The 13,982-nt window shown below is 31.4% G+C and carries 12 protein-coding genes; 8 read left to right on the top strand and 4 right to left on the bottom strand.

Annotation, left to right across the window (positions count from 1 at the left end):
* Positions 1-64 precede the first annotated feature (64 nt).
* Entirely contained in the window at positions 65-1,477 is a 1,413-nt protein-coding gene (gene pykF / locus CF386_RS04360; RefSeq protein ID WP_089073210.1) for a pyruvate kinase PykF, read from the top strand.
* Between the two features lie 48 nt (positions 1,478-1,525).
* Here pykF and ilvN read toward each other — a convergent pair whose 3' ends face one another.
* The 3 genes from ilvN to leuA are packed head-to-tail and all read right to left on the bottom strand — an operon-like array spanning position 1,526 to position 5,306.
* Positions 1,526-2,026: an acetolactate synthase small subunit gene (gene ilvN, locus CF386_RS04355; RefSeq protein WP_089073209.1), complete on the bottom strand. Its 501-nt coding sequence runs from the start codon at positions 2,024-2,026 to the stop codon at positions 1,526-1,528.
* Positions 2,027-2,029: 3 nt separating this feature from the next.
* Positions 2,030-3,739 (bottom strand): acetolactate synthase 3 large subunit, encoded by a 1,710-nt coding sequence (locus CF386_RS04350; RefSeq protein ID WP_089073208.1) that lies wholly within the window; start codon positions 3,737-3,739, stop codon positions 2,030-2,032.
* A 28-nt stretch (positions 3,740-3,767) separates the two neighbouring features.
* Positions 3,768-5,306, bottom strand: coding sequence for a 2-isopropylmalate synthase (gene leuA, locus CF386_RS04345; RefSeq protein WP_089073207.1), 1,539 nt, complete (start codon positions 5,304-5,306; stop codon positions 3,768-3,770).
* A gap of 333 nt (positions 5,307-5,639) precedes the next feature.
* On the opposite strand from leuA, the gene thiB reads away from it, so the two are divergent.
* The 3 genes from thiB (at position 5,640) to CF386_RS04330 (ending at position 8,910) form a co-directional block, all read left to right on the top strand.
* A complete protein-coding gene (thiB, locus tag CF386_RS04340) occupies positions 5,640-6,620 on the top strand; it encodes a thiamine ABC transporter substrate binding subunit (protein WP_089073206.1) in 981 nt (326 codons plus the stop codon).
* Between the two features lie 83 nt (positions 6,621-6,703).
* Positions 6,704-8,227 (top strand): ABC transporter permease subunit, encoded by a 1,524-nt coding sequence (locus CF386_RS04335; RefSeq protein WP_158522296.1) that lies wholly within the window; start codon positions 6,704-6,706, stop codon positions 8,225-8,227.
* Positions 8,206-8,910, top strand: coding sequence for a thiamine ABC transporter ATP-binding protein (locus CF386_RS04330; protein WP_089073204.1), 705 nt, complete (start codon positions 8,206-8,208; stop codon positions 8,908-8,910). The genes CF386_RS04335 and CF386_RS04330 overlap by 22 nt, the downstream gene beginning before the upstream one ends.
* A gap of 3 nt (positions 8,911-8,913) precedes the next feature.
* Here CF386_RS04330 and CF386_RS04325 read toward each other — a convergent pair whose 3' ends face one another.
* A complete protein-coding gene (locus CF386_RS04325) occupies positions 8,914-10,293 on the bottom strand; it encodes a PhoH family protein (protein ID WP_089073203.1) in 1,380 nt (459 codons plus the stop codon).
* A gap of 135 nt (positions 10,294-10,428) precedes the next feature.
* Between CF386_RS04325 and CF386_RS04320 the strand changes: the two genes are divergently transcribed.
* The 4 genes from CF386_RS04320 (at position 10,429) to CF386_RS04305 (ending at position 13,982) form a co-directional block, all read left to right on the top strand.
* Positions 10,429-11,016, top strand: coding sequence for a hypothetical protein (locus tag CF386_RS04320; RefSeq protein ID WP_089073202.1), 588 nt, complete (start codon positions 10,429-10,431; stop codon positions 11,014-11,016).
* A complete protein-coding gene (locus CF386_RS04315; RefSeq protein ID WP_089073201.1) occupies positions 11,016-11,543 on the top strand; it encodes an SNF2-related protein in 528 nt (175 codons plus the stop codon). The genes CF386_RS04320 and CF386_RS04315 overlap by 1 nt, the downstream gene beginning before the upstream one ends.
* A gap of 101 nt (positions 11,544-11,644) precedes the next feature.
* On the top strand, positions 11,645-13,306 hold the full coding sequence (locus CF386_RS04310; protein ID WP_089073200.1) for a helicase-related protein: 1,662 nt from the start codon (positions 11,645-11,647) through the stop codon (positions 13,304-13,306).
* On the top strand, positions 13,293-13,982 hold the full coding sequence (locus CF386_RS04305; protein WP_089073199.1) for an RluA family pseudouridine synthase: 690 nt from the start codon (positions 13,293-13,295) through the stop codon (positions 13,980-13,982). Before CF386_RS04310 ends, CF386_RS04305 begins: the two co-directional genes overlap by 14 nt.

Below are 13,982 nucleotides of genomic sequence, written 5' to 3'. Positions count from 1 at the left end.
ATTGGCAATCGGATGCCAATTACATTTATATTCAAATTAATCAAGATGTCTGGAGACAACTCAGATGAAAAAAACTAAAATTGTTTGTACAATTGGTCCTAAATCAGAGGCTAAAGAAAAATTAAAAGAATTAGCAATGGCTGGCATGAACGTTATGCGATTAAATTTCTCTCATGGAGACTTTAATGAGCATGGTCAGCGTATTAAAAATCTAAGAGAAATTATGGAGGAAACTGGAAAGCCTCTTGCTATTTTACTAGATACTAAAGGTCCTGAAATCAGAACAATTAAGTTAGAAAATGGTGAAGATGTTAGCTTGGTAGCTGGTCAAGAATTTAATTTTTACACAGACCCATCCAAAGTTGGCAATAAAGATGGTGTTGCTGTTACTTACCCTGGATTTGCTGATGATCTAAAAGCTAATGATACTATTTTAGTTGATGATGGATTAATCGAAATGCAAGTGATTTCAACTGAAAACGGTGTGGTAAAATGTCAAGTTTTAAACAATGGTGACCTTGGTGAAAATAAAGGGGTTAACTTACCTGGCGTATCAGTTAAACTTCCGGCTCTTGCTGAAAAAGATAAGGCTGATTTAGTTTTTGGTTGCGAACAAAAAGTTGATTTTGTAGCCGCATCTTTCATAAGAAAAGCTTCAGATGTTCATGAAATTAGACAACTATTGAAGGCTAATGGTGGGGACAAAATACAAATTATCTCAAAGATTGAAAACCAAGAAGGTGTTGATAACTTTGATGAAATTTTGGAAGCCTCTGATGGGATAATGGTTGCTCGTGGTGATTTGGGTGTGGAAATCCCTGTTGAAGAAGTTATCTTCGCTCAAAAAATGATGATTGAGAAATGTAACAAAGCACGTAAAATGGTTATCACAGCAACACAGATGCTAGATTCAATGATTAAAAACCCCAGACCAACCAGAGCAGAAGCTGGTGATGTTGCAAATGCAATTATGGATGGTACGGATGCTGTAATGCTTTCTGGGGAGTCTGCAAAAGGAAAATACCCTGCTGAAGCAGTAAAAATTATGGCTCAAATATGCGAACGCACTGACTCATCAATGCATGCTCAATTAAATGGTAGACTTGATAGTGATAGATTAAGAATTACTGAAGCTGTTTGTAAGGGAGCTGTTGACACATCTGAAAAACTGAATGCTCCTCTAATCATTGTAGCAACAGAAGCAGGAAAATCAGCAAGATCTGTCCGAAAATACTTCCCAACTGCAAATATTTTAGCAGTAACAACAAACCCAAAAACAGCAGCTCAATTATGTTTATGTAAGGGTGTAACTCCTGTAATAACAGGTGAAATTGCGAATACTGACAATTTTTATATGAAAGGTAAAGAGCTTGCTCTTACCCATGAAATGGGTAAAAAGGGTGACGTAGTTGTAATGGTTTCTGGTGCACTAGTCCCATCTGGAACTACGAATACCGCCTCCGTACATGTATTATAAAATGTAAAACCAATATATAAATGGCAATATTTTTAATATTGCCTTTTTTTATACTCGAAAAGCTTTATCTCCTTTCGTCATACCAATCACACCACTTCTTGCTGTTTCATAAACTTCTGTAATTTCTTTTATAACTGTAATAAATTCATCAATTTTTTTTGAGTTACCCGTCAATTCCACAACATACTGCGATTGAGATATATCTAAAACCTTACCATTGAAAATATCAATTATTTGTTTTAAATCAAGTCTAGTCGATTTGGTAACTTTTAATTTCAGTAATAATACTTCTTTTTCTAAATGGTCGGTTTCAGAAATGTGTGCTACTTTGATTACATCAATCAATTTATGGAGTTGTTTTTCAATTTGCTCTCTAACTGCATCATCGGAAACGTCAGTTGTTAAATTCAGCCTAGTAAGACTTCCAGTATCATCTATAGGTGATGCGGTAAGCGACTCTATATTGAAGCCTCTCTGAGAAAATAAGCCAACCACTCTTGACAAAGCCCCTGGTTGATTTTCCATGAGTACAGAAATAATTTTTCGCATAATTTAATTTGTCCTATTGTTTTTTTTCAACCACATATCATTCATGGACTCTCCAGCTACCAACATTGGATAAACATGTTCCTCTTTATCAACCATAATATCAATGAAAACTAATTTATCTTTGATGGCTAATGCTTTCTTTAAATCTTCTTCTAGAGTTTCAGGGTTATTAATAATTATTCCTTTGTGACCATATGCCTCAGATATTTCAACAAAGTTTGGTACTGATTCCATATAAGAATGTGAGTGTCTAGATTGATAGATCATGTCTTGCCATTGTTTAACCATGCCTAAATATCTGTTGTTTAAATTAATAATTTTTATGGGCAAGTTATATTGCATTGCAGTAGATAATTCTTGGATATTCATTTGAATACTGCCGTCACCCGTCACACAGACAACTTCTTCATCAGGTAAGGCTACTTTTATCCCTAGAGCTGCTGGTAAACCGAAACCCATCGTACCTAGTCCACCCGAATTAATCCATCGTCTTGGTTTATCGAACGGGTAATACAAAGCGGCAAACATTTGGTGTTGTCCTACGTCTGATGTTACATAGGCATCTCCATTGGTTAGTTTATATAATGCTTCTATAGCTTGTTGAGGCTTTATACTATTTTTATCTTTTACATAAGACAAACAATCTTCCTTTCGCCAGGATTCAATTAAATCCCACCAAGATTCTAAATGATTTTTATTAGGAGTTTTAATTATTTGTAACATACTTTTCAAAACATAATCTGCTGAGCCGACAATAGGTATATCCGCTTTAATTATCTTTGAAATTGAAGATGGATCAATATCAATATGAATAACAGTCGCGTCTGGACAATATTTTGCAATATTATTTGTCGTCCTATCATCAAAACGAACCCCAACTGCAAATATTAAGTCAGAATTATGCATGGCTCTATTTGCTTCAACTGTTCCATGCATTCCTAGCATACCTAAGCAGTTTTTATGCGTTCCTGGGAAAGCACCTAATCCCATAAGCGTATTTACGACAGGTAAATTTAAGCGTTCAACTAAATCAAGAATTTCTTGGGAACAATCAGCTGTAATTGCCCCTCCACCAAGATATAAGACTGGCCTCTGAGCAACTAATAATTGCTCAGTTGCTTTTTTAATTTGCTTAACATGACCTTTAATAGTTGGGTTATAAGAACGCATGTTGATATTGCCTGGCTCAATATATTTAACATTTTTTGTGTTATCAAGCATATCTTTGGGAAGATCAATAACTACTGGGCCAGGTCTTCCTGTCGATGCAATATAAAATGCTTTTTTTATAATCGTAGGTATTTCTTCAGCTTTTTTTACAAGAAAACTATGCTTTACAATTGGTCTTGAAATTCCAATCATATCACACTCCTGAAAAGCATCATAACCTATCAAACTCGACCTGACTTGACCAGACAAAACTATCATTGGGACTGAATCCATATAAGCAGTTGCAATGCCTGTAATCGCATTTGTAGCTCCTGGTCCCGAAGTTACTAGCACAACACCTATCTTACCTGTTGCTCGAGTATACCCATCTGCCATATGAGTTGCTGCTTGTTCATGTCGAACCAAAATATGCTCAATTTTTTCTTGCTGATGAATGGAGTCATAAAGATCTAAAACTGAGCCCCCTGGGTAACCAAATATATATTCAACACCTTCTTTTAACAAAGATTCTAGAATTAATTCTGAACCTGACATTTGCTTCATGACAACCCCTTGACTTTTTATTTTATTCTCAACCAACGCTTCTTTTTATGTAATCTATTTTTTCGGCTCTGTAAATAGTATTTATAACATGGAGTAATGCTTGACCTGCAGCTTCTACAATATCCGTAGCCAAACCAGTCCCATGAAAGCTCCTTCCTTTAAAATTAGCAATAATATCTATTTTGCCAAGACTATTCTCACCCTCACCTGTTGATTTTAAATGAAATTTATCTAATTGAATATCATAGCCAGTCACCTTATAGAAACAATGATATAAAGCATCAACGGGACCATTTCCAACAGCTGCATCTGATTTTATTTCACTGCCGCATTTTAACGTTATACTAGCAGTTGCCATTTTGTTACCAGATTGGACATTAATGTATTCTAAATTATAAAAGTCATCGTTATCTTTAGTATTTGTGAAATATATTAACGCTTCTAAATCATAATCATATACTTTACCTTTCTTGTCAGCCAGCTTCAAGAAAGATTCATATAAATTATCTAAGTTATAATCAGAGTCTTCGTACCCCATAGAGGCAATTCTTTCTTTAATAGCTGCTCTTCCTGATCGACTCGTTAAATTTAACGACTTATCCAACAGTCCAATAGATTCTGGTGTGATGATTTCATATGTTTTTTTATTTTTTAAAATTCCATCTTGGTGGATTCCAGATGAGTGACTAAATGCATTTTCACCAACAATTGCTTTGTTAGGCTGTATGGGCATATTACATAACTGACTGACAAGTTGGCTTGTTTTAGTAATTTCTTTGAAGTTCAAATCAGTATGAACTTTCAAATCTTTTGCTCTAGCCTTAATTGCCATTACAACCTCTTCTAAAGCACAATTTCCTGCCCTTTCACCTATGCCATTAATTGTACACTCAACTTGCCTCGCTCCAGCTTGAACAGCTGAAATTGAGTTAGCTACAGATAGACCTAAGTCATCATGGCAATGCACCGAAATTATTGCCTTATGAATGTTAGGTACTTTTAAGAACAATGAAGAAATGATGTTTTGAAATTCATTTGGCAAAGTATAACCAACAGTATCCGCAATATTTATGGTCGATGCCCCAGCATGTATCGCTTTTTCTACAATTCTACATAAATTATCTAATGAAGTTCTCCCTGCATCTTCACATGAAAATTCGACATCATCTGTAAAATTTCTTGCCAGTTTGATTGCTCTGACAGCAGTTTCTTCAATCTTTTCAAATGAACTTTTAAGCTTTTCTTTAATATGAATGTCTGAAGTAGATATAAAAGTATGAATTCGTTTGTTTTCCGCTGAATAGAGAGCTTTTGCTGCTACTTCAATATCCTTAGGAACCGCTCGAGCTAAAGCACATACCTTGCTGTTTTTTATACGATTAGAAATTAATTGTACCGCTTCAAAATCCCCCGGTGAAGAAATAGGAAAACCTGCTTCAATAATATCAACTTTTAGCTTTTCAAGAGCGAGAGCTATTGTCAGTTTATCCTTGATATTCAAGCTTGCATCTAATGATTGATCCCCATCCCTCAGGGTAGTATCAAAAATAATAATTTTCTCACTCATAATTATAATTTCTCCATAAAAAAACCTGCTTAATGCAGGTTATTAAAAAAAAAACACCTGCGCTTAAAAAGAACTTAAAAGCAGCAAAATATTAGATTTTAAATTTACAATTAATAAAAGGCTCATAGTTGAAATAGTTAAAAAACGTATAATAATTATGAATAGCAAAGACAACACCTTTTAGTCAAACTAATTTTGCTTTTTTTAAAAAAAAAACAATTTTTAATCGAAAACATAGCTTTTTTTAAGTTAAAATTTTACTAGAAATAATTCCTTAATTATTGAATAAGCATTATAATTTATGCATTATTTTTAAAATGACACTTTATTATTATGAAATTTTTGATTGGTTTTTTACTATATTTCCTTAGTTTTTTCATTTTTGCACAAGAAAAAACATTAACTATTTATACAACCGAAACCTTTGCTTCTCAGTGGGGGCCAGGAACAAAAATAAAAAATATCTTTGAAAAAAAATACAAATGTAAAATTAATTACCAAATTTTTCCAAACTCTATATCTATTATCAACAGATTAAAATTAGAAAAGTCAAACACAAAAGCAAATATTATTCTTGGTATAGATCAAACTTTAATTCACGAAGCTGAACAAACTAACCTTTTTGGAAAAAATAAAATCAAACTATCTGATTTAAATTTACCAGTCCAATGGAAGGATACATATTTTATTCCATATGATTATGGTTACTTTGCTTTCATTTATAACAATAAAAAACTGAAAAACCCACCTCAGAGCCTTTCTCAACTCATAAATGATAAAAATATTTCGGTAGTATATGAAGATCCTAGAATGGATACTGCTGGTACAGGTTTCATGTTATGGATGAAAGCCGTGTATGGAAAGGATGCATCTAAAATGTGGAAAAAATTATCTACGCATACCTTAACTGTTACAAATAATTGGACTCAAGCCTTTAACCTATTTAGAAAAGGAGAAGCTGATATGGTCTTATCCTATACTACTGATCCAGCATATAGTTTAATCGAAGAACAAAACAACTCTTTTTCAGCAGCTTCTTTCTCTGAAGGTCATTATATGCAAATTCAAGTTGCCGGATATATAAAAGAAAATAATTCCAAATTAACTCAGAATTTTATGAGTTTCATTCTCTCTAAAGGCTTTCAAAACGAAATGCCTACTGGCAGTTGGATGTATCCAGTAATTAAGACTAAATTGCCTAAAGAGTTTGATAGCCTAATAAGACCCAAAAAATCATTATTATTTTCGCCAGTTGAGGTTTTTCAAAATAAAGAAAAATGGCAAAGTGAATGGGAAAATTCAGTTTCTAATTAAAAAATACTTATGAATTTTGTTAATAAACTAGCGTTCTCTATAATATTTGTAATTTTTATTTTTTTATATTATTATTACATACTTTGATTACTCAGTCTGTTGTTATAAATATTTATAAAATCCTGAGTAATCAGTACGTTTTACACGTTATATTATTTACTTTATGGCAATCAATTCTATCAACTTTTTTTTCTATAATTATTGCTATTCCTGTTGGAATTGCCATATTTGAAAAAAAGAATAAATTTTCTTTATTTTTAATTGATTTTTCTTATATTCTACAAGTAATACCTGCATTAGTCATTGTGTTTGGAATTATTGCTGTTTTTGGAAATAATGGGATGATCAACAGTGTGCTTGAGTTGATTGGCTTAGAGCAATATTCTTTCCAATTGTATGGTTTATCTGGCATTTTAATTGCACATATCTATTTCAATTTACCATTAGCAACGCGTTTTGTATACCAAGGTTTGTCTAATATTCCCAATAATTACATTAGCCAATCACAAGTCTTAGGCCTTAGATTTCTGGATAATTTTAAATTAATTTATTGGCCTTTTATTGTCTCTGAGTTGCCAAAAGCTGCAATACTAATATTCGTAATGTGCTTTACAAGTTTTGCTATCATATTAACTTTGGGTGGGGGGCCGAAAGCTACTACGATTGGCGTTGCTATCTATCAGTTTCTTATGTTTAATTTTGATTTTGGAAGTGCGACAATCCTTGGGATAATCCAAGTTATAGTTTGTTCCCTAGCTATATATATACTTAATAGGAAGAAAACTATTGTTAAAGAATATTCAACAAAACGGATTTATAAAACAAAACAAAAATTATCTTTTATAAAATCATTTTTAATTTATTGTATTTTGTTTATTTTTGGTTTATTTATTTTTCTTCCTATCCTAGCAGTTATAATTGATGGCTGTAATGCTAATTTTTTTAAAAGCTTATCACAAAGTGGTTTATGGCTTTCTTTGATGAATTCACTCATTATTGGTATTTCATCTACAATTTTGAGCTTTTCTATATCTATACCGATTATTTTCAGCTTAGCAAACTTTAAGTATCATAATAAATACAAGATGGGATACTTACTACTTAATACTTTTCCCACTCTAATAATGGCTATACCCAGTATAATTATTGCTGCTTGTCTATTCATTAATCTTTACCAATACACAAATATATTCCTCACTATGTTTTTAGTAATCATTGTAAATGCAATTATCATGACACCTTTTATAATAAACTTTTTATCAGAGCCTATTTATTTAACACAGCTTGAAGTCACAAAACTATGTCAAACTCTGGGTATTAGTGGGTGGAGAAAACTATTGCTCATAGATTGGTTAAGCCTCAGAGAAGTAATCAGTAAAGTAATCAGCTTTTGTATCATTTTCTCATTTGGAGATCTATCTGTAATCATATTTTTTGGAAGCCAAGACTTTAAAACTTTGCCTTTATATCTATATGAATTACTAGGAAGTTATGATATAAGAAGTGCTGGTAACATTTCATTATTTTACCTAAGCTCATGTGTCCTCATTTACATTTTTATAAAATTTATTTTTAGTGGAAAATTATGCTTCAAATCAAAAACTTAAAGTTTAAATTTAACAATGAAATCTTTCAATATTCATTGACAGCAAATCATGGCGAAATCTTAAGTATTTTAGGTAAAAGTGGGGCTGGGAAAAGTACACTATTAAATTTGATTAATGGTCTTTTAGAACCCATGGAGGGTGAAATTATTTTTGATGGCCAAAATATCACGATGTTGCGTCCTCATGAACGTCCTGTATCTACTTTGTTTCAACAAGATAATCTTTTCAATCATTTAAGTAATTATAAAAATATTGCACTTGGGATATCTAGTAAGTTAAAACTAAGTAATAACCAACATAAAGAGCTACATATGATGGCTCAAAGATTAGGAATTGAAAAGCTTTTGAATAAAAAACCGGGGCAATTATCTGGAGGCCAACAGCAAAGAGTTGCAATCGCAAGGTGTCTTTTACGCGAGACTAAAATTCTTTTACTTGATGAACCTTTTGCATCACTAGAGCCATCGCTCAGAGGCAATTTACTTAATTTAATAAAATTTTTGGCCAAAGAGCGAAATTGGATTGTTTTTATGGTTTCGCATTTTCCACAAGATGCAGAAAAAATATCAGATACTATTCTTTTTATTCATGACCGTGAAATTTTATTAAACGGTCGAACATCAAAAATATTAAATAATACAACAAACCAACATTTGGCAAACTACCTCGACAATTATAAATAACTTTTATAAGTTCTCTTCAGCAAACTCAGCCAACTTACTTCTCACTACCCCATTAATATATATATTCGCACTTCTTTCAAAGTTTTTAAAACGTTCAACAATATAGGTTAAACCTGATGTTACAGGTGTTAAATAATTAGAGTCTATTTGAGATAAGTTTCCTGAACAGATTATTTTGGTACCCTCTCCACATCGAGTTATGATTGTTTTAATTTGGGATGCTGTTAAGTTTTGGCACTCGTCCAGAAGGACAAAAGCATTTTGTATTGAACGACCTCTCATAAAATTAACTGATTTGAACTGAAGATTGGCTTTATCATAAATATATTTCATTGAACCTTCACTGGATACATCATGTTTGTGAAGAGCCTCCATAGTATCAGTGACGGCCGCCAACCACGGCAACATTTTTTCTTCTTCTGTTCCAGGCAAAAAACCAATTGATTCTGCAATTTCAGGAGTATTTCTAGTAACTATAATCTTATCATACATACCCTTTTCAATAACTTGCTCAAGAGCTGATGCCATTGCTAGAATAGTTTTCCCACAGCCAGCTGGGCCAGTTAAAATAACCAAGTCTATCTCTGGATCTAAAAGTGCGTCCATTGCCATTCCTTGATATAAGTTTTTAGGTTTTATACCCCATGCTTCTAGAGACATTAGCCTATCAACAGATATGTCTTTTAATTTCACCTCATCTTCACCAATTTCTGTAATTTTTGCTGCAAAGTCTTCTGTATCATCAAGGATATATTGATTAACGTATGGTTTATCTAAAGTATTTTTGGAAATTTGATGTATCGTTTTACGTCCTTTATTTTCAGAAAAACAATCTAAAACTCGATCCCAGAACTTACCTTCATATTTAACAAACCCCTTGGATAGAAGGCCTATATCATCAATTAATTGATCTGTTCGGTAATCTTCAACATAACGAATACCAGAACTTTTAGCTCTCAACCTCATATTTATATCTTTTGTAACTAGCACTACACTTTTTTCATCACTCATTTTATGCTGAAGATATAAACATGCATTTAATATTCGATTATCCCCAGGTTTATCGGTAAAGGCATGAATTTTTTCGTTTATATCAAAATCAACAAAAATAGATATTTTACCCAAATTTTGTCCATCATCAGCAATAGTAATGCCTTTAGAAATTTGTTCTGGGGTCACATCTTTAAAAATATCCTCCAATGTTCTAATGGCAACTCTAGCATCTCTTGAAACATCCCGTTTGCTATCTTTGATTCTATCAAGCTCTTCTAAAACAGTCATAGGTATGATTACATCATGTTCTTTAAAAGAAAAAATTGAATGTGGTTCATGCAATAATATATTGGTATCTAAAATAAAAACTTTATTTTTTACATCACCCATATATACTCACCTCTTTTGTTATCTAATAGAAAACTTATACTTTTATTATATACTCATATTTATTAAACTTTTATTGTGATACATGTTGTATTGTCTTGTAAAAGATAAAAAAATTACACAAGGGCTATTAAAATAATGGAAATAGGTCAACGTTGGGTTAGTGATCATGAACCAGAGCTTGGTTTAGGTATAATTGATAAAATAACAATGAAAATAGTTCGAGTCTACTTTCCTGCAACAGATTCATCTCGTCAATATTCAAAAGTTAATTCGACTATCTCCAGATTCGCTTTTAGTATTGGGGATACTATTAAAAGTACCAGCAATAAAAAAATAAAAATTGAAAAAATTCATGGTAACGAGTCTTCAGTTTTAACCTATTTAGGTTCAAATAGCCATGGAATTGTTGAGAAGATTGTTGAAACGGAAATTAATCCTATTATTTTTTTCAACAATTTGCAGAGCAAAAAAAAATTATCAATTATTGAACAAAAAAATAATTTATATCTCAAATTAATAATTTTAAATGAAGTCCGCAAACAAAGATGCAACCCTTTGATGGGCCTTACAGGTTCCAGAACAGCATTAATTCCACATCAACTATTTATTACAAATGAGGTCTGCTCCAGAGAATCAGTAAATATTTTATTATCTGATGAAGTCGGTTTAGGCAAAACCATCGAAGCAGGGTTAATTCTTAAAAAAAACTTACAGATAACTTAATTGATAGAGTACTAATTATTGTTCCAGAATCTCTTCAATTTCAATGGATAATAGAGTTACTTAGAAAATTTGATTTACAATTCTCACTCTTTGATAAAGAAAGATATATTGAGGAGCTAAAAAATAATAAAAATCCATTTGATGGAAGTCAACTAATAATATCATCCATAGAACTTCTAAAATCAAATAGTAATTATCAAATTGATATTGAACAAGCCAATTTTGATATGATCATTATTGATGAGGCTCATCATATTACTTTTGAGCAGAACAAAATTACACCAGATTTTGCATTTATAAAAAGGTTATGTGAAAAAATAAAAAACAAAATACTAATTACTGCTACACCATATCAGTTTGGTTCTGAAAGTCACTTTGGTAGATTATCTCTTTTAGATCCTAAAAAATTTAATAGCTATGAAAAATTTCAAACAGAAGAGTCTAATTATAAAAAAATCATCCCTATAATCAAAAAATACATCTTAATCAAAAGATATCGGAAAAAGATCTTAATTCATTTTCCATAAACTTTTGTGATGGAGAACAACTCAAATTACTGACATCTTTATCTAACACTGACAACAACTCCCAGAAATATAATAATATCAAACGCACATTAATAAATAACTTGATTGATAGACATGGAACAAGCAGGTTAATTTTCAGAAATACTCGTAGCTTAATTAAAGGTTTCCCTACTAGAAAAACATATTTTAAAAAATTAAAACTACCTAAAACATATAAAGATGTATACGATAATATTAAAAATATACCTAGTTTTAAATATGAGTCTATTATTTCTCCGGAACTACTTATTAGTTCCCAAAATGGGTGGTGTAAAGTTGATCCTAGAATTACTTGGATAGAGGAGCTACTTTCCCAAGATAAAAGGCGCAAATTTCTACTCATTTGTTCTAATGCTTTAACTGCACAAAATATTGGGTTACATCTTAAAAGAGAAACATCTTTGAAAATTTCATTATTTGTTGAATCATTATCTATCATTGAGAGGGATAGAGCTGCAGCTTATTTTGCTGAACCTAATGGTTCACAGTTATTAATATGCTCCGAAATTGGTTCAGAAGGCAGAAACTTTCAGTTTACTAACAACCTTATTTTATTCGACTTACCAGTTAATCCAGACCTTTTGGAGCAACGGATTGGTAGACTTGATAGAATAGGTCAAAAAAGCAACCAACTTAATATTTTCATTCCCTACTTCACTTGCTCCCCACAAGAAAGACTACTGAACTGGTATGTTAAAGCCTTAAATGCATTTAATGACTATGTATCTTCAAGCTTTAAAGTATTTAAACATTTCGAAAAAGATTTGTTTTTTTCTCTAGTTAATTATAAAGAGGTAGAGTTATCTAATATTCTCATAAAAAAAACTAAAGTCTACAGAGAAAGGTTGATAAAAGAGATTGAAAAAAGTAGAGATTATTTGATAGAAATTAATTCTTCGGGGCAAGGCTACGGTATCGAGTTAAAAGAGAGTATTATTGAAGAAGAAAAACATAACTTAATTAAATATTATGCTGAGCAAGTTTTTGATAAGATTGGTATTTTACTAGAAGAAATAGATGAAACTATTTATAAGGTATCCCTTTCTGAAAGTAGATTATTTGAGAGCTTTCCGGGAATACCAGATAAAGGAAAGTTTGTAACTTTTAACAGAAAAACAGCTATCGAAAACGAATATTTAACATTCTTAACTTGGTCTTCCAATATAATTCAAAATGCGATATTTACATATCTCTCAGCAAATTCTTATAATATTTCAGTTTTATCTACAAAAAACAGTAACTATAAGCACGGTAACTTTTTTATTGAGTTTTTATTCATATCTAATCCTCAAGTTTCAAAAAAATCAAATATTAATTCGTATTTTCCAACTATGCCAATTAGAGTATTAATAAATGAAGACATGCATGACATTTCAAATAATTTGTCTGCTAAAGATATTTCAGAAAATAGCAAACTTCTAGACAAAAAATTAAGTTTGAAAATTTTTCAATTTATATCAAAACACCTTTCTAAAATGGAAGATTTTGCTCAAAAAACTGCCGATAAAATCCATCAAAAAGAAAAAAATATTTCCATTAATAGAATGCATAATATTCATGAGATAAAAAGAAATCGTCTATTATATTTAATGAGCATCAACCCTAATATATCTGAAGGAGAATTACTGTCATTAGATAAAGAGTTTCAGGAAAATAAAAAATTAATTTTGCAAACAGACATCTATTTAGATACTATGCACATCATTGTTAATGATATTAATTAAAAAAGTGTACGATAATTTTATATACTCACCTCCAAAAACCAGTTTAAATACAGTTTATCAAGATAATGACCTTATTGTTGTGGAAAAACCATCTGGTTTATTATCAACTCCAGGTCGACTACCTGAGCACAGAGATAGTGTTTTGACGCGTTGCCAAGAAGAGTTCTCTCATATACAACTTGTTCACAGGCTAGATATGGCTACATCTGGCCTTTTAATCTTAGCTATGAACAAAGCCGCAGAAAGATCCCTTAAAACTCAATTTAGCAATAGGACTGTAAAAAAAGTGTATTTTGCAGAAGTCAATGGTGTGATGCAAAACAATTTTGGTCAAATTAATGAGCCATTAATTTGTGATTGGCCAAACCGTCCAAAACAAAAAATTTGTTATAAATACGGCAAGCCTTCTATAACCAATTTTGAAGTGATAAAAAGGTTTGATAAAACTTCCTTAGTTAAGCTGACTCCAATAACAGGAAGATCTCATCAACTTAGAGTTCATATGATGTCAATTGGTCATCCTATTTTAGGTGATCGTTTTTACTCTCAAGACCAAAATGCACAAGATATGCATTTACATGCTTTTTCTTTAGATTTCTGTCATCCATTAACTCAAAAAAAAATAAAAGTCGTTTCTTCTTGTCCATTTCACAAAAACTTTTGCATCAATGATTGA

The organism is Paraphotobacterium marinum (assembly GCF_002216855.1).
GTDB lineage: Bacteria > Pseudomonadota > Gammaproteobacteria > Enterobacterales > Vibrionaceae > Paraphotobacterium > Paraphotobacterium marinum.
The sequence above is the reverse complement of the archived record's forward strand: the minus strand, read 5'-3'. Positions and strand labels throughout refer to the sequence as shown.

Bases quoted from the DNA above. Each gene is read 5' to 3' on its own strand.
- pykF (WP_089073210.1), top strand. From the start codon at position 65: ATGAAAAAAACTAAAATTGTTTGTACAATTGGTCCTAAATCAGAGGCT.
- ilvN (WP_089073209.1), bottom strand. From the start codon at position 2,026: ATGCGAAAAATTATTTCTGTACTCATGGAAAATCAACCAGGGGCTTTG.
- CF386_RS04350 (WP_089073208.1), bottom strand. From the start codon at position 3,739: ATGAAGCAAATGTCAGGTTCAGAATTAATTCTAGAATCTTTGTTAAAA.
- leuA (WP_089073207.1), bottom strand. From the start codon at position 5,306: ATGAGTGAGAAAATTATTATTTTTGATACTACCCTGAGGGATGGGGAT.
- thiB (WP_089073206.1), top strand. From the start codon at position 5,640: ATGAAATTTTTGATTGGTTTTTTACTATATTTCCTTAGTTTTTTCATT.
- CF386_RS04330 (WP_089073204.1), top strand. From the start codon at position 8,206: ATGCTTCAAATCAAAAACTTAAAGTTTAAATTTAACAATGAAATCTTT.
- CF386_RS04325 (WP_089073203.1), bottom strand. From the start codon at position 10,293: ATGGGTGATGTAAAAAATAAAGTTTTTATTTTAGATACCAATATATTA.
- CF386_RS04320 (WP_089073202.1), top strand. From the start codon at position 10,429: ATGGAAATAGGTCAACGTTGGGTTAGTGATCATGAACCAGAGCTTGGT.
- CF386_RS04305 (WP_089073199.1), top strand. From the start codon at position 13,293: ATGATATTAATTAAAAAAGTGTACGATAATTTTATATACTCACCTCCA.